Raw genomic sequence first — 22,498 nt, forward strand, 5'->3', positions numbered from 1 at the left:
TGGTGAGTCAACTGAAGCGAGACGGACGCCGCCCGCTTCGGTCATCGCGATTCACACATCAATACCCGCCTTCGCCGCCCGGGCGGCATGGAGCTTCTTGTAGCTCTCAAGCAGGCGCTGGTGTTTCTTCAGCCCTTCCAGTTGCATGTTGGTCGGTGTCAGGCCATGGAAGCGGACGCGGCCCTCGACAGACCCAACGACGTCCTCCATGGTCTGTTCACCGAACATGCGATTCAGGTTGTACCGATAATCGTCGAGTTCCAGTTCGTCGTCGATCGTGATTTCAAGCACCGCATTCATCGCCTGATAGAACAGTTCCCGCTCGACGGTGTTGTCGTTGAACTGCAGGAACTGACCGACCCTATCCAGCGCGTCCTCGTGGCGCTGTAGCGCCAGTGCGATCAGCAGCTTCAGCTCCAGCACCGTGAGCTGGCCCCAGACGGTGTTCTCATCGAACTCGATGCCAATGAGCGTAATGATGTTCGTATAATCGTCGATCTGGCTCTCTTCGAGGCGTTCCAGAAGGTCGCTCAGTTGGTCGTCGTTCAGCGAGTGGATATTGAGGATGTCTTCCCGGTAGTCCAGCGCCATGTTGGTGTTGTCCCAGACCAGATCCTCCACGGGGTAGATCTCGGAATAACCCGGCACCAGAATCCGGCAGACTGGCGCGCCCAGTTCCTCGTAGACCGCCACATACACTTCCTTGCCCATCTCCGCCAGGATGCCGAACAAGCACTCGGCCTCCTCCTCGGTGGTGCCGGAGAAGTCCCACTCGCAGAACTCGACGTCGTGCTTCGCGCTGAAGAAACGCCACGACACGACACCGGTCGAATCAATGAAGTGCTCAACGAAGTTGTTGGGCTCGGACACGGCCAGACTGTTGAAGGTCGGCGCCGGCACGTCGTTCAGTCCTTCGAAGCTGCGCCCCTGCATCAGTTCCGTCAGGCTGCGCTCCAGCGCCACCTCGAAGCTTGGGTGGGCGCCGAAGGACGCAAACACACCGCCCGTCTTCGGGTTCATCAGCGTCACGCACATCACCGGGTACTGCCCACCCAGAGAGGCATCCTTGATCACCAGCGGGAAGCCCTGGGCTTCCAGGGCATCGATGCCTTCAACGATGTGCGGGTATTTCTCCAGTACCGAACGCGGCACATCCGGCAGGACGATCTCCTCTTCGATGATCTGCTTCTTCACCGCCCGCTCGAAGATTTCCGACAGGCACTGCACTGTCGCCTCGGGCACGGTGTTGCCCGCACTCATGCCGTTGCTCAGGAACAGGTTCTCGATGAGGTTGGAGGGGAAGAAGACCGTCTCGCCATCGGACTGACGTACGTAGGGCAGCGCACAGATGCCCCGATCCGCCCGGCCTGAATTGGTGTCGATCAGGTTGGAGCCGCCCAGTTCACCGTCCGGGTCGTAGATCGCCATACAGTGCGCGTCCAGCAGCCCTTCCGGTACGGCGTCATCCGGACCCGGCTTGAACCATTCTTCATTCGGGTAATGCACGAATGCACTGTTGGCGATCTCCTCGCCAAAGAACTGGTCGTTGTAGAAGAAGTTGCAGTTCAGCCGCTCGATGAACTCACCCAGCGCCGAACACAGTGCGGCTTCCTTGGTCGCGCCCTTGCCGTTGGTGAAGCACATCTGTGAATAGGCATCGCGGATGTGCAGGGACCAGACGTGCGGCACGATATTGCGCCAGGAGGAAACCTCGATCTTCATCCCCAGGTCTTCGAGGATGCCGGTCATGTTGGCGATGGTCTGCTCCAGCGGCAGATCCTTGCCCTCAATGAAGGTCCGGTGATCGTCGTCCGGCTCGACCATCAATAGCGCCTGGGCGTCTTCGCTCAGGTTGCTGACGGCTTCAATCTGGAATTGCGGCTGCGTCTGGACCACTTTTTTAACGGTACAACGCTCTGCCGAACGCAGAATCCCCTTACGGTCTTTTTCCGACAGGTCGTCGGGCAACTCCACCTGAATCCGGAAAATCTGGTTGTAGCGATTCTCCGGATCCACGATGTTGTCCTGGGACAGGCGGATATTCTCCGTCGGAATGTCCCGCGCGTTGCAGTATAGGCGCACGAAATGGGCCGCGCAGAGGGCGGACGACGCCAGAAAGTAATCAAAGGGACCCGGCGCCGAGCCGTCGCCCTTGTAGCGGATCGGCTGATCCGTCACGACCGTGAAGTCGTTGAACTTGGCTTCCAACCGGAGGTTGTCGAGGAAGTTGACACTGATTTCCATTGCGGGGTACCGGGCCTTCAAATGTAGGCCGGTATTATCCAGTTTTTGGGCGGGTTCGTCTTGGGCTGCGTGCGTCCGTATTACTGCTCACAATGGAGTCTGGACGATGTCATTCGGGACGGCGCGACCCGAGACAATCACACCCTATCCGGCCACGGGGTGACCAACGCCATGCAACCCGGCTAGAGTAAGGAGTGACGGAGCGCCATGCCGCCTTCGGCCGCGATTGCTCGATTCCATCACCTTCCCATCACAAGGACCCGTTATGGCTTTACTCAGAACATCCGCCCTTCTGCTTCTGGCCACGCTGACCGGCTGGGCAACGCCCGCTCTCTCTGCGAGCGATCCGTCCGGCCCGGACATCCAACAGAAGACCGTGCGGGCATCGACCTACTTTCTCGGGGAATTCGAGGTGGCAAAATCCGCCTTTCAGGAGAGGATCAAACCGCTGGCCGAGGATGTGGCACTGGCGGCCGTCCGGCGTGCCCGGCTTGAGATCACCGGGCCGCTGACACTGATGCTGCCGGACTTCAGAGATTATGAGGGAACAGCGGAACTACCGGTGGCTTTCGCCTATCCGGTGCGCGGTCAGGGACGCCGGGTGCCCAGGTACCAGACCGAGCGCAAAGGACCGTTCAAATGCCTGACGGCCGTTTTCGACGAGTCCACGCAGACCGCCAAAACCCTCTGGCAGGCGCTGTACAAAGAAGCGAAGCAGCGCGGGCTGGAACCCAGCCATGACAACCGCGTGGTGATCCGCAAGCAGGGCGACGGCTACCAGAGCGAATACCAACTCGGCCTGTTATAGCCCCCTGTTCCGGGAGCCTCTCGCGGTGGCTCCCGGTCAACTCTTCTGCTCTGTCACCACCGCGCTCTCTTCGCCGTCGCCCCCCTCGTCCTCCGAACCGTCTTCGTCCTCGACGCCCTCAGTCAGCCCGGTAATGGGTTCGCCTTCCTCGTCCTGGAGCTGGTGGTCAAACGCGGCCTGCAGACCGGTTTCGTCCTCTTCGACCGCCGCAAAGTGATCCTTGTGACCCGGGTACAGGGGCGAAAAGATGGCGACCAGAATACCGATGGCCGCAAAGCCCGCGAACGCATCGCTGTAGCCGAACTGATCGACCAGCACCCCCACAACGGGCGAGCCCGCGGCCTGCCCAAGCGCGACCGCCAGGAACGGAAGCACCGGCCCCATCGACAGCCGCCCCGGCAGTAGCCGGATGCCAGTCATCAGATACAACCCGGTCAGACTCATGTAGGCGAGCCCGAAGACCAGCGCGGAGAACGCGGCGATGGCCAACTGCCCGGGGCTGGCCGCGATCAGCGCCAGACTGGCGGCCAGAGTCACCAGCATGAGCGCATGGGTGATGGGCGGATTATTGCGATCCGCCAGGTCGCTCACCACGGCGCCTCCAAGCCCCGCTATGCCCACCGCCAGCCAGAGCCAGCCGGTCTCGTCAGGCGCAAGACCACCCAGCGTGACGGCCAGATCGGGCGCAAAAACCCAGTAGGCGGCGCCAACGAACCCCATGGCAAAGGCAAAGGAGCACAGCCGCAGGAGCCGCCACCACTGCATGGCGCTGATTGGCGGGGCGGGCGCGGCGTCTGAAGGAACAATCCGCGAGACCGATGGAATCAGAAACCGCGACAGAGCCAGGCCAAGCAGGGCGAACACGGCAAACGAGCCATAGGCCAGACGCCAGGCTCCCGACAGAAACAGGATGGTTGGTACCGCAACAATCACGCCGATGCTGGTCCCGGCGTTCATGATGGAGCTGACCCGGCCGTGCATCGTCCGGTCAACGGCCACCTGCATCGCCGCGGTGAGTGCGGGCATCATCAGACCGGTGCAGATTCCGCAGGCGAACACCCCCACCCCGAGCATCCACGGCCCGGTCGACTGACTGATCAACGCCAGACCACCGACCGCAAACGCCCCTGAGAGCATGGTGGTGTTGCGAGCGCCGAAACGGTCAGCGGTGACAGGGGCCACCAGAGAGGCCAGCGCAAAACTGAGCAGAGGAAGCGCGCCAATAACACCGATCACGTCGGGCGCCAGCCCCAGATCATTGCGGATCGGCGGCACAAACAGACCGAACGCGAAGCGGGCGAGGCCGTAACTGATGGCGATCAGGGCGGCACCAAAGAGGGCAAATCCGGTATTCGAAAGGGGCTTCATGCTCGCTCTCCCGCACCGCTCAGTGAGGTGTTCAGCGTAAGCGGGCGTTCCCCCGGATTCAAACGGGTTTCGGGGGTTCTCCGGTGAGGAATAACCGAGACAGCGTCATCGGTCGTTCGTGGTCCGCCCCAAACGATAGATGTCGATGGGCGTGTTATAGAGCTCGTTCACGCGCAGTGTGCGCTCAGCCGTCTTTCCCGGCAGCGCGAAACCGATACTGATCAGCGTGCGCCGGGGCTGTTCCGGGCGGTCCAGGCGCTGCTTGAGCTGCGCCATCACATTCGGGTTCAGATAGGTAACCAGAATCCCGACATGGTCGAGATCGGCACGATTGAAGTTGCGGCGGTGGAGAGTCAGATTATCGAGTCGGAACGCCGCTTTCATCAGGCGACTGACCAGCCAAGGCAGCCAGGACAGTTCATACCCTTCGATCCGGTACTGAGGAAAACGTCGCGCCATCGGAATCGCCAGACCGCCCCAGCCGGACCCCAGGTCCGCCAACCTCACGTTCGGCTGATCCGGCACATACTCCGCCAGCAGATCCAGAACCACACGACGGGAGCGCATGGAACTGGGCATGGGCGGCACGCTGGTGCGCACCGTCGAATACGCGATGGAGAGGACCGCCAGCAGAGACAGGCTACCGACAACCAGCGTCGTCCAGGGCATAAGTAGAGAGCATCCTGATGAAGGTGTCGGCGCAGCGTATCAAATCGGTGATACCTCGATCAGGACGGTTTCTACGGACACCAGGCCGTCCACATGGCCAAGGAAACGCCCTCATCCGGTTTTTCCTTGCCGGTGACATCCAGAGCATCGCTACGGTCGTTCACTCGCGTCCGCCAGCAAACGTCGGACGTCATCACTGGACGTCTGATCAAACGTCTCATACCACTGCCCCACTGAGCCAAAGAAATCCGGCCGGGACAGGCAGGTGAACGCATCGACTTCGGATCCCAGGTGCTCAGCGGCGTCTACCGATGAGACCGGCACGGCTATCAGCAGGCGCACGGGATCCAGTGACCGCAGCGCCATCACGGCGGCTTCCATAGTCGCGCCCGTTGCCACGCCATCGTCCACAAGAACGACTTCCCGCCCCCGCACATCGAGTGGTGGCCTGCCCTCACGGAACAGGGCCTCTCGACGAGCCAACTCATCCCGCTCCCGCTGCTCCACTTTCTCAAGCGCGTCAGGGGTAATCCCGGCGGCGAGCAGGACATCGTCATTGAGCACCCGGGCACCACCGGAGGCAATCGCCCCCATCGCCAGTTCCGGGTGGAAGGGCACACCCAGCTTGCGCACCACCAGCACATCCAGTTCCGCGCTCAATGACCGCGCCAGCTCCCAGGCCACCGGGACACCCCCACGGGGCAACCCGAGAATCAGGGGCATATCGCTGGCCAACGCCCTCCGAACACCGGGCACCAGTGCTTGCCCCGCCTCGTTTCGGTCCTTGAACGGTCTCGCCATGACCGCCTCCCGTTCCTCTGGTTTTCTACAGTGAGTATAGACCCGCGCGCCAGCATCGGGCCGATGTCGTTCGAAGCACGCCAGCGAGGGCTTATGGCATGATTCGAGGGGACGCGATCATTCACTGACCTGAGGCGCCTGAATGCTGACCTACACCCTCTGTGCGCTGGCCGGGATTGCGGCATTCGGTTTTTACCTCTTTTTCTACCGGGACTGGCGGCGCAGGCGGCAACTGCGCCAACCATTCCCGACACACTGGCGAGAGCGTCTGCACGCTCAGGTGCCGCTTTACCGACGCCTGCCGCCCCACCTTCAGCACCAGTTGGAGCAGCACGTCCAGTTATTCCTGGCGGAGAAAATCTTCTACGGCTGCGATGGGTTTGAGGTCGACGACACGGTGCGCCTGACGATCGCCGGGCATGCCTGCCTGCTGATCCTCGCGCGCCGTTTCTCGGATTTCGACGACGTGCGCAGCATTCTGGTGTACCCGGACGAATACCATGTTCGGGATGAGGAAAGCGACGGCCTGGTGGTCAGCGTCAGCCACCAGATCCGCGCCGGGGAAGCGTCAAGCTACGGCCAGATCGTGCTGGCCTGGGCCGACTGCGTGCATGGCGCCGTCCACCCTTACGGCGAGCACAACGTCATTCTTCATGAGTTTGCCCATCAGCTCGACTACCTCGATGGCACCGCCGACGGCGCGCCCCCTCTGAAAGGCGAACAGGCCCAACACTGGCAGCACACCATGAGCCGGGCCTACAACCACCTGATCGAGTCCATCGATCACCATCACGAACCCTGGCTCGATCCATACGGCGCCACCGAACCGGCGGAGTTCTTCGCCGTACTGACCGAGACGTTCTATCAGCAACCCAACCACCTCAAAGTCCATCAGCCCGAGGTCTACGCGGCGCTTCAGGGGTTCTACCGGTTCGACCCGCTGACGGCCAACACGCTCCCCCAAGGATGAGGCCAGCGACCACTCAACTGATCAAAACGCGACCGCCGGTCGTAAGTTGTGTTGATCTTTTCTATACTCGCGAAAGAACCAAGAGCGGGCCGTTTATGCGATCACTACGCCGTATTCTTTACGTTGAAGATGACGAAGACATTCGCCAGATCGCCCAGATGGCGCTCGAGGAAGTGGGTGGCTATGAATTGGGGATGTGCGAGAGCGGCCAACAGGCACTGGATACCGTGGACGCTTTTGAGCCGGACCTGATCCTTCTTGATGTCATGATGCCGGACATGGACGGCATCGAAACGCTCCAGAGATTGCGTGAGCGCGGCGCTGTGGATAATGTTCCGGTAATCATGATGACTGCTAAAGTGCATCCGGAAGAAATGGCCCGTTACAGAGAGTCAGGCGTTTTCGACGTCATTCCCAAGCCGTTCGACGCGATGACCCTGTCGGACGACATTGCCAGAATCTGGGACCGTTTCCATGGCTGATCGTCCGAGCAAGGACCAGTTGGGCGCCAGGTTGCAGGAGCTGCGCTCCGCATATCGAGAACGGTTGAATGACGAACTGGCAGCCATCACTCGACTGGCCGAGGAGGCCCTCAACCAAACCGACGCAGCGGAATCCATCACCCTTCTCGGTCAAAAGCTCCATAAACTGGCGGGCTCGGCGGGCACGTTTGGGTTCCATCGATTGGGCAGCCATGCCCGTCAGCTGGAACAGAGGATTCAGGAGTGGCTCGATGGCGCGGCGTCGGCCGCGTCATTTAACCTGATCGCTTTCACCCAAGACCTGAAAACGCTCCAGTTCCACCTCGGCGCCGATGAGGCGGCTTCTCGAAGCATCAGCGTGGAGCATACCGGACAGGAGCCCGAGCCCGACTCCCCCCTGATTGCGGTCGTAGAGCGCGATGAAATTCTGGCGAAGTACATTGCCCACCAGCTTGAGAGCTTCGGCTTTCGTGTGCGTTGCTACCATGATCCACAGACATTTCTTGTCAACAATGATGGCAGCACGGATCTGCTGTTGCTCGACCATCGCTCAGGCGCTGCAGAGTCGGTCAGTACGTCGACCGAGCACTGGCAAATGCTCCTCAAAGACGTTCAGTGCCCCGTCATTTTCATGGGGGGACACGAGGACTTTTTCGTTCGCCTGGAGGCGGTCCGTGCGGGTGCGGATGGCTATTTCGTCAAGCCCCTGAACATTCCGAAGGTCGCCAAGAAGATCACACAGTCGATCCGCAAGCAACGCCAGCACAACGAGCGAATACTGATCATCGATGATGACGCCGAGCTGATTTCGCATCTCCAGACGGTTCTGACGAAGGAGGGGATGGTGGTCGAAATCCTCTCCGACCCAACCCGCCTGATAAACACGACCGCCGAATTTCAGCCCGAACTGTTACTGGTCGACCTGAATATGCCCGAGGTGACCGGCGACGAGCTCGCCTCCATGATCAGGCAGTTTGATCAATGGAATAACCTGCCCATTCTCTACCTGACCCGGGAGCAGAGCCAGGAGGCGCGGGCGCATGCTCTGTTGAGCGGTGGCGACGACTTCATCAACAAACCCATCAGCGACGATTACCTGATCAAGACATGCCGCAACAGAGTCCGGCGTCAGCGGGATATGCAACAGGCCATTTCTCACGACGGCCTCACCGGCCTTCTGAGACACGCCAATATCAAGGATGCGCTCGAGACCGAACTTCAGGGGAGCCGCCGCAGCGGCAACCCGCTGTCCGTGGTCATGCTCGACATTGATCATTTCAAGCAGGTTAACGATACCTATGGCCACGCCTTGGGCGACATCGTCATCAGCACCGTTGGCACACTGGTTTCACAACACTTCCGACGCTCTGACCGTCTTGGACGCTACGGCGGTGAGGAATTCGTGGTTGCGCTGCCCAACTGCGACGCCAAGACCGCCTACACCCTGGTCGACCGACTGAGGCAGGCATTCGGCGAAATCAGTTTCGTTGAACGAAGTCGGCGTTTTGTCTGCACGCTATCTGCAGGAATTGCGGACACCCAAACGTTCCCGGACACCACGGCTGAGCAGTTGCTGGACCAGGCAGATGCCGCTCTCTACCGTTCCAAGAATGCTGGTCGAAACTGTGTCTCGATCGCCTCGGAGCCCAAAGAATCACAGTGAGTTCACTTCGTAACCGCGTTATCGCCATTGTCATTCTTGCCAGCCTGATGACGGTCATCGCCATCAGCCTGACCGCTTACCAATCTCTCGGCAAAGACCAGCGGAGGCTGATACTCAAGCAGGAACGGTTCAAAGCCGAGCGCCTCGCAAACCAGGTCAACCAGAGCATTCAGAAACGGATGTTGGCCCTGTCAGTGACACGCCCGGCCTTCAAGAGCCAGGGGCGACTGCGCTCGCCCGATGAGCTTGAGAGTGCCATCCGGCGAAACGCTGACCTCGTTCAACGGTTTTTCCCGGCCGGCGTGCTGATTTTCGATGCCAGCGACACCGCCATCGCCGAAAGCACCTATGTACCAGACCGGCTCGGGACGAACTACGCAGACCGCCCCCACTTCCAACGACTGCAACGTTCCAGGGAGCCCGTCATCTCCAAACCGATCATGGGGCGAACCACTGGCGTTCCTCTACTGTCTTTCCTGATGCCAATCCTTCACGAGGGGGAAATGCTCGGCAGCGTAGGCGGCATCATCAAACTCAGCAAAGAATCCATACTGCCTCCTCGCGCCGGCCAAACGACGCCGGATAATGGCACGATATCGATGATTGTGGACGCCCGAAACCGGCTCTACATCGAGTCACCCGACCCGGAGCCGGAGGAAACGTTGCGCCCACTTCCCGCTCCCGGGGAAGACGCTCTGATCGACGCTGTTCTGGCCACCCCCAGCGGTTCCTCCGTGATGCACTATCAGGGGCAGAAGTACCTGGTCGCCACAGACACGCTGGAACCATTGCACTGGGTATTCGTCCGGGCGATTCCCTATGAGACGGCGATGGCCCCCATCAGGGAGTCGTTCAGACAGTTTTTCCTGATCAGCGCTACCGTCACCGTACTGCTGCTGATGCTGGCGTGGTTTGTCGCCCGGTCACTGACCCGTCCATTGACCACCGCCACACAGTCGATTAACGACATGGCGGAGAACAAGGAGCGCAGTGAGGTTCTGCGCGAAGATGGCCCCAGAGAAATTCGGGAACTGTCCAAGGCCTTTAACCGGCTTTCCCGGGAGCGGCAGCAATCTGACCGACTCAAAGACGATTTCATTGCCAGTGTCAGCCATGAGCTCCGTACCCCGCTGACCTCCATAGCGGGGAGCCTGAAAATGCTGGTTGGCGGCGTCGGGGGTACGCTACCGGAGAAAGCCCATTCCATGGCCGACATCGCATTGCGTAACAGTGAGCAACTGAACAACCTGATCGCCGATCTCCTTGACTTCAACAAACTGACCGCCGGTAAACGGGAGTTAAGCATCTCCCGCTGCTCTGTGGATGCGAGCGTCCGTGATGCGGTGGAAGGCAACCAGGCCATGGCAAATATGTACCAGGTCAACCTGACGGCTGGTGAAGAATCGGGCCTTTTTGTGGAGGCTGACCAACACGCGCTCCGACAGATTCTTGATAACCTCATCAGCAACGCCATTAAGCACTCGCCAAAGAGCGGAATCGTCCGGATCGCGACCAGAAAAGAAGCGACGAACACCATCTCAATCACCGTCAGTGATCAGGGTGACGGCGTGCCGGAGTCATTCGAGGACCAGATCTTCCAGCGTTTTTCCCAGGCCGAGCGCGGTACCACCCGGGCATCGACCGGCACGGGGCTTGGGCTGGCCATCAGCCGAGAGCTCGTTCGTGCCATGGATGGCGATATCGGCTACGTCAACGACAGGGGCGCGCACTTCTGGATCACACTGCGCTCGGGGCAATAGGTGGCGGCATTCGCCGCGCAGACACCGCCTCAGACAATTCGGATGGCAGAATCCCGCCATATTCACCACACTCAGCGATGACTGTGTTCTGAGTACGCGCTCTGCGCCAGGAGTCCTGCGATTATGACCGGTAAGCGCTTTCAACCTGCCCCTTTGCCCAACGACGAGCAAAGCCGTCTTCAGGCACTGGACGCGCTGGCGATTCTGGACACGGCACCAGAGCCCCAGTTCACCGATCTGGTACACATCGCAAGCCAGCTCTGCGGCACGCCGATTGCGCTGGTCTCACTTGTCGATTCCGATCGCCAATGGTTCAAGGCAACCTGTGGACTGGACGCACAACAGACCGGCCGGGATGAATCCTTCTGCGCCCACGCCATTCACGACACCAGTATCCTGGAGGTGTGCGACACCCAAGAAGACGACCGCTTTGCCGACAATCCACTGGTGACCGGCCCCCCGCGGATTCGCTATTACGCGGGGGCACCACTCCTGGGCCAGAGTGGGCATGCCTACGGAACGCTCTGCGTCATCGACACCCGCCCCAGGAATGCTCTCGACAGGGGGCAGCGAGAAAGCCTGGAGCGCCTGGCCCGGTTAACCGTCAACCGTCTTGAGGAGTGGTCCCGACAACAGCAGGCCGATGTCAACGCACGGACACTGTCCGTGCTGCTTGAATCCATGCCGGATGCGACGGTTTCATGCGATAGCGAGGGCAATCTGGCCCAGTTCAACCGAAAGGCACGCGAGTGGCACGGCGTCGACCCTCGCGCCCTTCCCCCGGAACAGTGGACCCAGCATTTTGGCCTTTATGAACCGGATGGGGAAACACCACTGGCAACGGGTCAGATCCCCCTCGCCCGTGCCTGGCGGGGAGAACAGGTCCGCAACGCCGAAATCGTGATTCGATCGCAGGGCCAGCCCCCCCGGGTTGTACTCTGTAATGGTGAACGCCTTGAAGACAATGGCGGTCAGCTGCTCGGCGCCGTCGTCACCATGAGCGACATCACCGCCCTGCGCCGCACCTACAGCGACCTGAACGAGACACGCGCCTATCTGCAGTCCGTGATCGACTCCTCTGTCGGCGTTGCCATTATCGCGACCGATACCGAAGGGGTCATCACGCTTTTCAACCCGGGCGCCGAAACGCTCCTGGGGTATTCAGCTGACGAATTGGTGGGCGTTCACACACCCGCGATATTCCATTGGGCGCCGGAGGTGGAGGAACGCGCTGCACGACTGTCGGAGGAACTCGATGTCCCCATCAATGGGTTCGATGCTTTCGTCGGGAAGGCTCGGCGTGGCACGCCTGAAACATTGACCTGGACTTACGTGCGCAAGAATGGAGAGCATCGCAGGGTCCGGCTGTCCGTCAGTGCGATGAAGGATGAAACGGGGCGAATCAACGGATTTCTCGGTATGGCGGTGGACATCACGGAGCGCCTTCGCGCCGAGAAGGCAGCCCGACTGGCCACAGAGCGCTTCAGCGAGGCTTTCAACTCTGCCGCGTTGGGGATGGCGCTGGTTTCTCTGAAAGGAGGCTGGCTTGATGTCAATGAGGCGCTGACGAACCTGTTTGGCTACTCCCGGGAGGAACTGCTCGCGACCGATTTCCAGAGCCTGACCCACCCGGAGGACCTGGATAGCGATCTGGCGCTTCTGCGCGACCTGCTTGACGGGCGGATCAACCGATACCAGATAAAGAAACGGTATTACCGGCAGGATGGCAGCATCATGCACGCACTTCTGTCGGTTGGGCTTGTGACCGACGACAAGGGGGCGCCGCTGCACTTTGTGTCCCAGATTCAGGATGTCTCAAGCGAACATCACGCGGTAGAAGAACTGGAAGCCAACCGGCGTTTTCTGCAGAAGCTCTTCGACTCCCTCGTCGACGCCGTACTGGTGCTGGATGCGGACACCACAATCATCAGTCACAACCAGGCGGCGGCTGAGCTGTTTGAACTGCCCGCTGATGCCGTCGGTTCAAGCCTCAACACCCGACTACCGGAACTGACAGACCGATTGACCGCTGAAGAAGCCAACCCTGCTGAGGACAAGACCCACGAATCCCTGTTGGCGCGCTGGGACACCACTCTCACCCTTGCCGGCAAGCCTCCAACGCCTCTGGAGCTGAGTCTGTCGCGCGTGCGTGGTCAGTATGATCCGCTACACGGCTGGGTTCTGGTGGCTCGGGATCTCACCGAGAGCCAGCGCAATGAACAGCTGAAGAATGAATTCGTGTCGACCGTCAGCCACGAACTGCGAACGCCACTGGCTTCAATCTCGGGCTCGTTACGATTAATCACTGGCGGTGCAGCAGGCGAAGTGCCGGAGCGTATGGCGAAAATGCTGCGGATCGCCGAGCAGAACAGCCATCGGCTGATTCAACTGGTCAACGACCTCCTCGACCTGAACAAGCTTGCCGCCGGCGAGATGGAACTGCGGTTCGAGGACATTGAGCTTGGTCCGGCCATTGAACAGGCCATCGAGCAGATGCAGAACTTTGCCGCGCCCTATGAGGTCACGCTCAACCGCACCGGTTCGCCGCTCGGTCAGGTGCACGTTGATCCGGACCGCCTACAGCAGATTCTAGCCAATCTCATCTCCAATGCGTGCAAACATTCTCCACGCGGCTCCGAAGTGACGATCCATTGCGAGTCCAACATGGAGGGCAGCGCTCTGGTCAGCGTCATTGATCAGGGCCCGGGGATTCCAGCGTCCTTTCGAAGCCGCATATTCGAGCGCTTTGCCCAGGCAGACGCCTCCGATTCCCGTGCCAAAGGCGGCACCGGACTGGGCCTTGCGGTCACACGGGAACTGGTCGAACGCATGGGTGGCGTCATCGGCTTTGAGTCACGGGATGGCGAGGGCGCGCGGTTCTGGTTCCGCTTTCCTCGCGCCGAGGTCGCGTCAATATCGTCGACAGGGAAAGCCCGCATTCTGCATGTGGAAGACGATAACGATCTGGCGACGGTCGTCGCCGCTCAACTCGCCCCCTGGTGCGCTGTCGAGCGGGCCGTCTCTCTGCGCCAGGCCCATGAGTGCCTGAGACAGGCTTCATTCGACCTGATTCTGCTGGACCTGAAACTGGACGACGGCAGCGGCATCGATCTGTGGGAATCACTCCACCGCGCCCAGCCTGAGGTGCCAGTGGTGATTCTCTCCGGTTACGACGTACCGCGGAGAGTCGCCTGCCGTGTCGCGGCGGTAGTGAACAAGGCCTCTGTCACGCCTGGCGAGATCGAGAAACGGGTCGTTGATTTAATCCAATCAACGAACAGCCAACCGAAGACAGAATAGTCGGATCACCCCAGGCGTCGCCCCTTTTTTCTGATCCGGTGCTTTGTAACAGCACCTTTCCAGTTTTTATCAAATTTCCTGCCCGATCTTGTCATGGCCCTGGCCATTCCCGCTGGGTCACACTGATCCACCGATCCAGAGAGTTGAGGCGCCGTTCGTGCGCCCGGCTGTATCAACCAATCAAGAACAAGAGGCGACTATGGAATGTCAAGGTGTACCGGCCATCGTTACCGGTGGCGCGTCCGGTCTGGGTGAAGGCGCCGTCCGCGCACTGGCGGCGCAAGGCTGCAAAGTGGCCATTCTCGACCTGCAGGAGGAGCGGGGTAAAGCCGTGGCCGAAGACCTCGGCGGCGTGTTCATCCGCTGCGATGTGTCCTCCTCCGAGAGTGCCGAAGCGGCCATCGCCGCCGCCCGTGAGGCGCACGGCCCCTGTGGTATCGCCGTGAACTGCGCTGGCATTGCCCCGGCGGCCAAGATTGTCGGCAAAGACGGCCCCATGCCCCTTGAGGACTTCAACAGGGTGATTCAGGTGAACCTGATCGGCACCTTCAACATGATGCGACTGGCTGCCGCCGAGATGAGCGAGCGCGAACCCAATGCCGACGGTGAACGCGGGGCCATCATCTCCACCGCCTCGGTTGCCGCCTACGAGGGCCAGATCGGGCAGGCCGCCTACAGCGCCTCCAAGGGCGGCGTGGTGTCCATGACCCTTCAGGCGGCCCGGGAGCTGGCACGCCAGGGCATCCGGGTCAACACCATCGCACCGGGCATCTTCATGACGCCGATGATGGCGGGCATGCCGCAGAACGTACAGGACAGCCTGGCAGCGACACTGCCCTTCCCCCAACGACTCGGCAAGCCGGAAGAGTTCGGCATGATGGTCGAGCAGATGGCCAGAAATCCCATTCTCAACGGCGAAGTAGTCCGGCTGGACTGCGCGCTGCGGATGGCGCCGAAATAATCGGGAGGACAGCATGCAAGCGATTCGTGAACCGGAAGAACGGGCCATGCTCCGCGATATGGTCATCAAGGTCCTGGAGAGTCAGGTCCAGCCCCATTACGAGCAGTGGGAAGAGGCCGGCGCCGTGCCTCGCGACCTCTGGCGCACCTTCGGCGAAGCCGGCATGCTCTGTGTCGACGTGCCTGAAGCCTATGGCGGGGTGGGTGTGCCCTTCGACTACTCCGTCGTCGTAGGCGCGGAGCTGGCCCGCATGGGCTTTGGGGCGCTGGCCACCAACGTGATGGTGCACTCGGACATCGTCGCGCCCTATCTGACCAACATCGCCTCCGAGGAGCAGAAGCAGCGGTGGCTCCCGAAGATGGTCAGCGGCGAGGCGGTCGGCGCCATTGCCATGACCGAACCGGGCGCCGGCAGTGACCTGCAGGCCATGCGCACCACCGCCAAGCCCGATGGCGAGGGTGGTTACATCCTCAACGGCTCGAAAACCTTCATCACCAACGGCCAGCATGCGGACATGGTGATCGTAGCGGCCAAGACCGATCCGTCAGCCGGTGCGAAGGGCATCAGCCTGTTCCTTGTGGACGCGTCACTGCCCGGCTTCAGCCGGGGCCGCAATCTCGGCAAGATCGGCCAGCACTGTGGCGACACCTCGGAGCTTTTCTTTGAGGACCTGCGGGTGCCAGGCTCTGCCCTTCTGGGCGAGGAAGGGAAAGGCTTCGTCTACCTGATGACCGAGCTGCCCCGGGAGCGGCTGGTGATCGGCGCACAGGGGTGTGCCGCCGCCCGCGGCGTTCTGGACCTGACCATTGCCTACACGGACGAACGGGAACTGTTCGGCCAGAAGCTCAAGCAGCTGCAGAACACCCGCTTCCGCATCGCCGAGATGGAGACCGATTACCGGGTCAATCAGGCGTTCATCAACGAATGCATTGAGCAGTACAACGTCGGCGAACTGGATGCGCCCACGGCGTCCATGGCCAAGTACAGCGCCACCGAGATGCAGTGCCGGGTGGCGGATGGCTGTCTGCAGCTATTCGGCGGCTACGGCTATACCACCGAATATCCGGTCTCGCGCGCATTCACCGATGCCCGGGTGCAACGCATCTACGGTGGCACTTCCGAAGTCATGAAGGAAGTCATCGCCCGTTCGCTGCTGGGTAAATAAGGCTCCCTGGAGGATTTTGCTATGTCTGATTCCGATGTCGTGATTGTTGGCGCCGCCCGCACCCCAATGGGCGGCATGATGGGTTCGTTGAGCCCGGTCCGCTCACCGGAGCTGGGAGCGGTTTCCATCGCGGCGGCCATCGAACGGGCCGGACTGGCGCCGGTCGACGTCAACGAGGTGGTGATGGGCTGTGTTCTGCCCGCCGGCCTGGGCCAGGCTCCGGCCCGTCAGGCCTCCCGTTCGGCCGGCATTCCGGACAGTTCCGGCTGCACCACCGTCAACAAGATGTGCGGCTCCGGCATGCAGGCGGTCATCATGGCCCACGACCAGATCAAGGCGGGAACGAACACCCTCATGATCGCCGGGGGCATGGAAAACATGAGTCAGGCTCCCTACCTGCTGCCCAAGGCCCGCCAGGGCATGCGCATGGGCCATGGTCAGGTGATCGATTCCATGTTCTTCGACGGTCTGGAAGACGCCTACGAGGGCGGCCTGATGGGCGTATTCGCCCAGCGCACCGCCGATGACAACCGGATCACCCGTGAGGCCATGGACGCGTTTGCCACCGCCTCGCTGAACCGCTCACTGGCGGCGATCGAAAACGGCGGTTTCACGGATGAGATCGTCCCGGTCACGGTACGGGGCCGTGGTGGCGACACCCTGGTCGAGACAGACGAGCAGCCGGGCAAGACCCGTCCGGAGAAAATCCCGACCCTGAAACCCGCCTTCAAGAAAGACGGGACCGTGACCGCCGCCAACGCCAGCTCCATCAGCGACGGCGCCTCCGCTCTCGTGCTGGCCAGTGAGGCCGAAGCCGGTCAACGCGGTCTCCAACCACTGGCCCGAATCGTCGCCCACGCCACTCACGCGCGCCTGCCCGCTGAGTTCACGCTCGCGCCCATCGGCGCCATCGAGAAGGTGCTGGACAAAGCCGGGTGGTCCAGGGACGACGTGGATCTGTACGAGATCAATGAAGCCTTCGCCGTGGTGGCGTTGCTCGCCATCAACGAGCTGGGGCTGGATGCCGACAAGGTGAACGTCAACGGCGGCGCCTGTGCCCTGGGGCACCCGATCGGTTCCTCCGGCTCGCGGATCATCGTCACGCTGATTCATGCCCTCAAACAGCGTGGGCTGAAAAAAGGCGTCGCCTCACTATGCATCGGCGGCGGTGAAGGGACGGCTGTAGCGATTGAGTTGCTTTGATCGGATCAGGGCGTCAGAGCCTCGTTCTGACGCCCTGCCTCTCCCCTGACAGGAGGGAGAAACGGCCCTACTGATCCTGCTGCCGATAGGCCAGCGGGCTCAGCCCCGTCCAGTGCTTGAACGCCCGCGAAAACGCCCCCGGCTCGGCAAAGCCTAACTCCGATGAAATCTCCGCTATGCTCAGGTTCTGGCGCGTTAGCATGATCACCGCCTGATCCCGGCGCAGGTTGTCCTTGATCTGTTGGTAGGCGCTGCCCTCCGACTTGAGCTTTCGGCTGACCGTGTAGGGCGTCATGTGCAACTGATCCGCCACCCAGTCCAGTTTCGGCAGGCGGGATCCCTCGCAGGACTCCAGCAGACGGCGCACCCGGGTCGTGAGACTGTCGTCATCGACCGTCCAGATCATCAGGTCCCGTGGCGAGCTCAGGATGAACTCATCCAGTTCCTCCGGTGTGCGCACCACCGGCATGGTCAGGTATTTCTTGCTGAAGAACAGGCTGTTGCGTTCCCGGTCAAAATGGCACTGGCAGGGGAACACGAAGCGGTATTCGTCGAAATGACCTGGCAGTGAATGCTCGAATGTGGCGTAACTGAGAACGATCTTTCGGCCGATCAGCCACCCCACCAGCCGATGCCAGACCATGAGCAGCCACTCCATTAGAAACTGGTCCGGGTCCAGTTCCGGGTGGTGATGAGTCATACTCAACTGAGCTTCCTCACCATCCAGGTTCAGCGAAATCTCAATGTCGTCCGAAAACAGACGGTAGCAGCGAATGCTTTGACGCAGCACCTCTTCGAGATTGGCACTGTGAACCACCAGCGAGCCCATCAGGTGAAAGTGTCCGATCCGGCAGGGGTGGGTGGTACGGCCCATAAACTCGTCGTCCAGCTCTCGCCAGACCAGCCGGAACAGGCGGACGAACTGATCGGTGGGAATGCGGGCCCGGGGTTCGCGAATCAGGTCCGGGTCGATACCCACGCTGCGCAGCAACCCATCCTGCCTGCCTTTCGCCTGCTCCAGACCGCGCAGGGCCGCCCGGGCATAGTGGGACGAAAAGGTCAGATTCGCCATCATCAAGGCGTCTTTCGGTGACTCGTACGAGCTGCGCGCAAAACTTGTCAAGTTATCTGCCCGATCCTGTCATTCTGTTCCCATCGCCGGATGCCTAACCTGACTCCAGCAACCTCGGATCAACAAGAACAAGGAGATTCAGTATGGGCAAAACCAGTTACGATGCATTCGCTGAGACGTTCTCAATCGACCAGATATTACAGGAGTTCCGGGGCGATTTTAACGACGGCCTGAATGTCTGCGAAGAGATATGCGACCGCCACGCGCAGGACCCCGAGCGGGTTGGGCTGCGCTATGAGCGGGCCGACGGTACCGCGGGTGACATCACCTTTGCCGACCTGCAGAAAGAGGCCGCCCGGTTCGCCGGTTTCCTCGACTCACAAGGCATTGGCCGGGGCGACCGGGTGGCCTGCCTGCTGCCGCGCACGCCAGAACTGCTGATCTGTGTACTGGGAACGCTGCGCGTCGGCGCTGTTTACCAGCCCCTGTTTACCGCCTTTGGCTCCGGGGCCATCGAATATCGGCTTCAGAAGGCGCAAACAAAGCTGATTGTCACCAACCCGGAGCAGTGTCCCAAACTGGCCGACGTCAAAGGACTCCCGAAAACCATGCTGGTCGCCGACGGGCGCAATGCGGTGGATGGCGAGCCGGACTTTCTGTTCGGGGAGGAAATGGCCAGACAGGCCGATACCTTCGAACCGGTGAGGCTCGGCCCGGAGGAACCCGCCCTGCAGATGTTCACCTCCGGCACCACCGGAAAATCCAAGGGGGTGTCGGTACCGGTCCGCGCGCTGCCGGCGTTCTGGATGTACATGCGCTACGCCGTGGGGCTGCGCCAGTCCGATAATTTCTGGAACGTGGCCGACCCGGGCTGGGCCTACGGACTGTATTACGCCATCATCGGGCCGCTGCTGCTGGGCTGCACCACCCACTTCAACGAAGCCGGCTTCACCGCGGAAAACACCTTCGAATTCCTCCGCAAATACCGCATCACCAACCTGGCCGCGGCGCCCACCGCCTACCGGCTACTGAAGGCCAACGAGAGCCTGCTCAAGGATTACCCGGAAATCAACCTGCGTGTGGCAAGCAGCGCTGGCGAGCCACTGAATCCGGAAGTCATCGACTGGGTGAAACGGGCGCTCGACTGTGTCGTCTGCGACCAGTATGGCCAGACCGAAACCGGCATGACCTCCGCCAACTTCCACGAACTTGACCACCCCCATCGTGACGCCAGCATGGGCTATCAGATTCCCGGTTACCGGCTGGTGGCGCTGGATGCCAATGGCAACGAAGTGGCTCCGGGCGGCACCGGCGAGCTGGCGGTGGATCGGGAGCAGTCACCACTGTTCTTCTTCCAGGGCTACACCTGGAACGAAAAAGACCCGTTCCGCGGTAAGTACTATCTGACCGGTGACGTGGTCGTGAGTAATGGCAACGGCTCCCACTCCTACACCGGTCGGGATGACGATCTCATCACCTCGGCCGGTTACCGCATCGGCCCGGCAGAAGTGGAAAGCTCCCTGCTGGAGCACGAAGCCGTGGTCGAGAGCGCGGTGGTGGGCAAGCCGGATGAAAAACGCGGCACCATCGTGAAAGCGTATGTCGTCACCCGGCCCGATTTCGATGGCGTGGAGGACCTGGCCGAGAAGCTGAAACACCACGTGCGAACCCGGCTCTCGAGTCACGCCTACCCGAGGGAGGTCGAGTTCGTCACCGAGTTGCCGAAAACCTCCAGCGGCAAGATCCAGCGCTTCGTACTGCGTCAGCAGGCGGCCGAAGAGGTCAGGGAAACCGCCTGACCCACTAGGGACGTGCTGATCAATTCCCTAGGAGTCTGGTTCATTCGCTGATTGACTAAGCCCGTGAAAGGTCTGAAAGCACGGCGCGATGGCGACGGTTTGGTGGTTCCAGATCGAGTCAGCGCAACGCGGCGATCAGACCTTTCAGGGGCTCCCGAAGGCCGCGCCGTACGAAGCCGTTGGCGGTGTTGCGACTCTTGGCAAGGGCTATCCGAATGCGGCCCGGACCATTCCCGGCCCACCGTCACTCCGGCCTGTAGAGCCTTAGAATGCTGGAGAAATCCAGATCCGCGTTTCCCTGCCCCGCATGCAGCTGGTACAGATTACGGGCCAGAGCACCGACCGGAATCGCGGACTGCTGCTTGACGGCATTGTCGTACGCCAGCCCCAAATCCTTGGTCATGAGCTTCACCAAAAAGCCCCCCTCATAATCGCGGGATGCAGGCACACCATCCATCACGCCCGGCCAGGGGTTGTAAACGTTCAGCGCCCAATTACCGCCAGAGCTCTGTTTGATGATCTCTGACAGCACAGCCGGATCCAGACCATTGTCAGCGCCCAAGGCCAGGGCTTCGCTGGTACCCGCCATGAGGATGGCCAACAGCATGTTATTGCAGATCTTCGCCACCTGCCCGGCGCCATGGGGGCCAGCCAGGAAGACATTCCTGGCCATCGGCTCAAGAATCGGCCTGGCCTTGGTGAAAGTGGCCTCATCACCGCCACAGATGAACGTCAGTGAACCCGCTTTGGCACCGCCCACACCACCAGAGACCGGGGCGTCGATAAAAGCCAGCCCTTTTTCGGTGGCGACCTCAGCCACGCCACGGGCCGTTTCCGGCGCGATCGTGGAACAATCAATGACCAGCGTTCCAGCCGGTAGCGAATCCAGCAGTTCACCCTCGCCCAGATAGACGGTCTCCACATGCTCCCCGGCGGGCAGCATGGTGATGACGCAGTCGACACCATCGGCCGCCGCCTTTGCCGTCTCCGCGCTGCCGGCCCCATCAGCCACCAGAGTCTCCATGGCCGGTCCGGACAGATCGAATACGGTGACGTCATGGCCCGCTCTGAGCAGATTGCGGGCCATCGGGCCACCCATGTTCCCCAGCCCGATAAAAGCAATCGTGGCCATATCACGCCTCCTTGTTGTTGTCATTGTCGAAAAAAGGCATCAATCCACTCGCTATCCATGCTCGCCAGCGAGGGATAGCGCCATCGGGGTTGCCCATCCTTTTCGATCAGCAGTGCTCGCACACCCTCTGCAAACTCCCCCTTCGTCAGGCAGTTGCACGACAAAACCAACTCGCTATCCAGAACCTGCGCAAGACTGTCGAGTCGGCTCTGGTGATAGTGACGCCATGTCAATGCCAGGGAGGTGGGAGAAGCGCCACCCAACCCTCTGGCGGACCGGCCCAGCCAGTCATCACGACTACCGAGCTCCGCTAACTGATGCGCTGCCTGCTCAACGGTCTCGGTGTCGACCGCTCGGTTGATCTCATCAAAGTGCGTCCGTACCGCAGACTCAGGCATGGCCTCGGTACTGCGGCACTCGAACTGACGCAGCGTGCTGCCAACCACATGGTGCGCCGGCTGGCGCTGCCATTCCGCCCCGACCAGAGCGTCGATGACGCCGGGTTTGAGATCATGCCGGATAAACCGGTCAGCGATGCCGGCAAACAGTGCGTCCGGGCCGTTGATGCGGGCGCCAGTCAACCCCAGAAACAGGCCGACATCACCCGGCATGCGATTGAGAAACCAGCCCGCGCCGACATCCGGATACAGGCCAATGCTCACCTCGGGCATCGCAAGCGTCGAGTGCTCAGTCACCACACGGTGGGAGGCCCCCACCATCAGGCCGATTCCCCCGCCCATGACGATGCCGTTGCCCCAGCACACAATCGGCTTGGGGAAGGTGTGAATCTCATAGTCGAGCTGGTACTCCTCGGTAAAGAACCGCTCACCCTCAATGGCACTGCGAGCCTCAGTCATGCTCCGGTAGAGAGCCACGATGTCTCCGCCGGCACAGAAAGCCTTGTCGCCACTGGCCTCCAACCATACCGCCCTGATGCCGGGGTCACTGGCCCAATGTTGCAGCTGGGACCGAAGTCGCCTGATCATTTCCAGAGACAGCGAGTTGAGGCTGCGTGGTGCATTCAGTCGCGCGACGCCGATGCTGGCGTCACCCGTGCTTTTCCACTCCTCAAAAACAATGGGTTGATCGCTCATACAATCA

The 22,498-nt window shown here is 61.1% G+C and carries 17 protein-coding genes; 10 read left to right on the top strand and 7 right to left on the bottom strand.

Going from position 1 to position 22,498, the window contains the following annotated elements; genetic code table 11:
- Nucleotides 1–51: 51 nt before the first annotated feature.
- Nucleotides 52–2,244: an OsmC domain/YcaO domain-containing protein gene (locus tag C8D92_RS14440; protein ID WP_116919784.1), complete on the bottom strand. Its 2,193-nt coding sequence runs from the start codon at nucleotides 2,242–2,244 to the stop codon at nucleotides 52–54.
- Between the two features lie 265 nt (nucleotides 2,245–2,509).
- Between C8D92_RS14440 and C8D92_RS14445 the strand changes: the two genes are divergently transcribed.
- Nucleotides 2,510–3,052 (top strand): hypothetical protein, encoded by a 543-nt coding sequence (locus C8D92_RS14445; RefSeq protein ID WP_116919785.1) that lies wholly within the window; start codon nucleotides 2,510–2,512, stop codon nucleotides 3,050–3,052.
- 36 nt (nucleotides 3,053–3,088) lie between these two features.
- Here the strand turns inward: C8D92_RS14445 and C8D92_RS14450 are convergent, their stop codons facing one another.
- The 3 genes from C8D92_RS14450 to C8D92_RS14460 all read right to left on the bottom strand — a co-directional run bounded on the left by C8D92_RS14450 (nucleotide 3,089) and on the right by C8D92_RS14460 (nucleotide 5,890).
- Nucleotides 3,089–4,420, bottom strand: a complete 1,332-nt coding sequence (locus C8D92_RS14450; RefSeq protein ID WP_095610787.1) for an MFS transporter — start codon at nucleotides 4,418–4,420, stop codon at nucleotides 3,089–3,091.
- Between the two features lie 105 nt (nucleotides 4,421–4,525).
- A complete protein-coding gene (locus tag C8D92_RS14455) occupies nucleotides 4,526–5,089 on the bottom strand; it encodes a class I SAM-dependent methyltransferase (RefSeq protein WP_095610788.1) in 564 nt (187 codons plus the stop codon).
- 150 nt (nucleotides 5,090–5,239) lie between these two features.
- Entirely contained in the window at nucleotides 5,240–5,890 is a 651-nt protein-coding gene (locus C8D92_RS14460) for a phosphoribosyltransferase (RefSeq protein WP_116919786.1), read from the bottom strand.
- 142 nt (nucleotides 5,891–6,032) lie between these two features.
- Here C8D92_RS14460 and C8D92_RS14465 point away from each other — a divergent pair, with 142 nt between their 5' ends.
- From C8D92_RS14465 to C8D92_RS14500, 8 genes are all read left to right on the top strand, one after another.
- Nucleotides 6,033–6,860 (top strand): M90 family metallopeptidase, encoded by an 828-nt coding sequence (locus C8D92_RS14465; protein WP_116919787.1) that lies wholly within the window; start codon nucleotides 6,033–6,035, stop codon nucleotides 6,858–6,860.
- Nucleotides 6,861–6,955: 95 nt separating this feature from the next.
- Nucleotides 6,956–7,342, top strand: a complete 387-nt coding sequence (locus tag C8D92_RS14470) for a response regulator (protein WP_116919788.1) — start codon at nucleotides 6,956–6,958, stop codon at nucleotides 7,340–7,342.
- Nucleotides 7,335–9,005: a diguanylate cyclase gene (locus C8D92_RS14475; protein ID WP_116919789.1), complete on the top strand. Its 1,671-nt coding sequence runs from the start codon at nucleotides 7,335–7,337 to the stop codon at nucleotides 9,003–9,005. The genes C8D92_RS14470 and C8D92_RS14475 overlap by 8 nt, the downstream gene beginning before the upstream one ends.
- Entirely contained in the window at nucleotides 9,002–10,765 is a 1,764-nt protein-coding gene (locus C8D92_RS14480) for a sensor histidine kinase (RefSeq protein ID WP_116919790.1), read from the top strand. Before C8D92_RS14475 ends, C8D92_RS14480 begins: the two co-directional genes overlap by 4 nt.
- Nucleotides 10,766–10,888: 123 nt before the next feature.
- Nucleotides 10,889–14,065: a PAS domain S-box protein gene (locus tag C8D92_RS14485; protein WP_116919791.1), complete on the top strand. Its 3,177-nt coding sequence runs from the start codon at nucleotides 10,889–10,891 to the stop codon at nucleotides 14,063–14,065.
- Between the two features lie 199 nt (nucleotides 14,066–14,264).
- Entirely contained in the window at nucleotides 14,265–15,026 is a 762-nt protein-coding gene (locus C8D92_RS14490; RefSeq protein WP_095610795.1) for an SDR family NAD(P)-dependent oxidoreductase, read from the top strand.
- Between the two features lie 13 nt (nucleotides 15,027–15,039).
- Nucleotides 15,040–16,191 carry an acyl-CoA dehydrogenase family protein gene (locus C8D92_RS14495; RefSeq protein ID WP_116919792.1) on the top strand — a complete coding sequence of 384 codons (1,152 nt, stop codon included), beginning with the start codon at nucleotides 15,040–15,042 and terminating at the stop codon, nucleotides 16,189–16,191.
- Between the two features lie 21 nt (nucleotides 16,192–16,212).
- Nucleotides 16,213–17,394, top strand: a complete 1,182-nt coding sequence (locus C8D92_RS14500) for a thiolase family protein (protein ID WP_116919793.1) — start codon at nucleotides 16,213–16,215, stop codon at nucleotides 17,392–17,394.
- Nucleotides 17,395–17,461: 67 nt separating this feature from the next.
- Here the strand turns inward: C8D92_RS14500 and C8D92_RS14505 are convergent, their stop codons facing one another.
- Nucleotides 17,462–18,469, bottom strand: a complete 1,008-nt coding sequence (locus tag C8D92_RS14505) for an AraC family transcriptional regulator (protein ID WP_243402464.1) — start codon at nucleotides 18,467–18,469, stop codon at nucleotides 17,462–17,464.
- Nucleotides 18,470–18,609: 140 nt separating this feature from the next.
- Here C8D92_RS14505 and C8D92_RS14510 point away from each other — a divergent pair, with 140 nt between their 5' ends.
- Entirely contained in the window at nucleotides 18,610–20,265 is a 1,656-nt protein-coding gene (locus tag C8D92_RS14510) for an AMP-binding protein (protein ID WP_116919794.1), read from the top strand.
- 244 nt (nucleotides 20,266–20,509) lie between these two features.
- On the opposite strand, the gene mmsB is transcribed toward C8D92_RS14510, so the two are convergent.
- Both mmsB and C8D92_RS14520 read right to left on the bottom strand, forming a co-directional pair.
- Nucleotides 20,510–21,397, bottom strand: coding sequence for a 3-hydroxyisobutyrate dehydrogenase (gene mmsB / locus C8D92_RS14515; protein ID WP_095610799.1), 888 nt, complete (start codon nucleotides 21,395–21,397; stop codon nucleotides 20,510–20,512).
- 20 nt (nucleotides 21,398–21,417) lie between these two features.
- On the bottom strand, nucleotides 21,418–22,491 hold the full coding sequence (locus C8D92_RS14520) for an enoyl-CoA hydratase/isomerase family protein (protein WP_116919795.1): 1,074 nt from the start codon (nucleotides 22,489–22,491) through the stop codon (nucleotides 21,418–21,420).
- Nucleotides 22,492–22,498 lie beyond the last annotated feature (7 nt).

This window comes from Tamilnaduibacter salinus, from assembly GCF_003096655.1.
Classification (GTDB): domain Bacteria; phylum Pseudomonadota; class Gammaproteobacteria; order Pseudomonadales; family Oleiphilaceae; genus Tamilnaduibacter; species Tamilnaduibacter salinus.

What these genes read in the sequence shown, in the direction of transcription:
- C8D92_RS14445 (WP_116919785.1), top strand. Translation starts at nt 2,510, where the DNA reads ATGGCTTTACTCAGAACATCCGCCCTTCTGCTTCTGGCCACGCTGACC.
- mmsB (WP_095610799.1), bottom strand. Translation starts at nt 21,397, where the DNA reads ATGGCCACGATTGCTTTTATCGGGCTGGGGAACATGGGTGGCCCGATG.
- C8D92_RS14500 (WP_116919793.1), top strand. Translation starts at nt 16,213, where the DNA reads ATGTCTGATTCCGATGTCGTGATTGTTGGCGCCGCCCGCACCCCAATG.
- C8D92_RS14440 (WP_116919784.1), bottom strand. Translation starts at nt 2,244, where the DNA reads ATGGAAATCAGTGTCAACTTCCTCGACAACCTCCGGTTGGAAGCCAAG.
- C8D92_RS14485 (WP_116919791.1), top strand. Translation starts at nt 10,889, where the DNA reads ATGACCGGTAAGCGCTTTCAACCTGCCCCTTTGCCCAACGACGAGCAA.
- C8D92_RS14520 (WP_116919795.1), bottom strand. Translation starts at nt 22,491, where the DNA reads ATGAGCGATCAACCCATTGTTTTTGAGGAGTGGAAAAGCACGGGTGAC.
- C8D92_RS14510 (WP_116919794.1), top strand. Translation starts at nt 18,610, where the DNA reads ATGGGCAAAACCAGTTACGATGCATTCGCTGAGACGTTCTCAATCGAC.
- C8D92_RS14495 (WP_116919792.1), top strand. Translation starts at nt 15,040, where the DNA reads ATGCAAGCGATTCGTGAACCGGAAGAACGGGCCATGCTCCGCGATATG.
- C8D92_RS14470 (WP_116919788.1), top strand. Translation starts at nt 6,956, where the DNA reads ATGCGATCACTACGCCGTATTCTTTACGTTGAAGATGACGAAGACATT.
- C8D92_RS14505 (WP_243402464.1), bottom strand. Translation starts at nt 18,469, where the DNA reads ATGATGGCGAATCTGACCTTTTCGTCCCACTATGCCCGGGCGGCCCTG.
- C8D92_RS14450 (WP_095610787.1), bottom strand. Translation starts at nt 4,420, where the DNA reads ATGAAGCCCCTTTCGAATACCGGATTTGCCCTCTTTGGTGCCGCCCTG.
- C8D92_RS14490 (WP_095610795.1), top strand. Translation starts at nt 14,265, where the DNA reads ATGGAATGTCAAGGTGTACCGGCCATCGTTACCGGTGGCGCGTCCGGT.
- C8D92_RS14460 (WP_116919786.1), bottom strand. Translation starts at nt 5,890, where the DNA reads ATGGCGAGACCGTTCAAGGACCGAAACGAGGCGGGGCAAGCACTGGTG.
- C8D92_RS14455 (WP_095610788.1), bottom strand. Translation starts at nt 5,089, where the DNA reads ATGCCCTGGACGACGCTGGTTGTCGGTAGCCTGTCTCTGCTGGCGGTC.
- C8D92_RS14465 (WP_116919787.1), top strand. Translation starts at nt 6,033, where the DNA reads ATGCTGACCTACACCCTCTGTGCGCTGGCCGGGATTGCGGCATTCGGT.
- C8D92_RS14475 (WP_116919789.1), top strand. Translation starts at nt 7,335, where the DNA reads ATGGCTGATCGTCCGAGCAAGGACCAGTTGGGCGCCAGGTTGCAGGAG.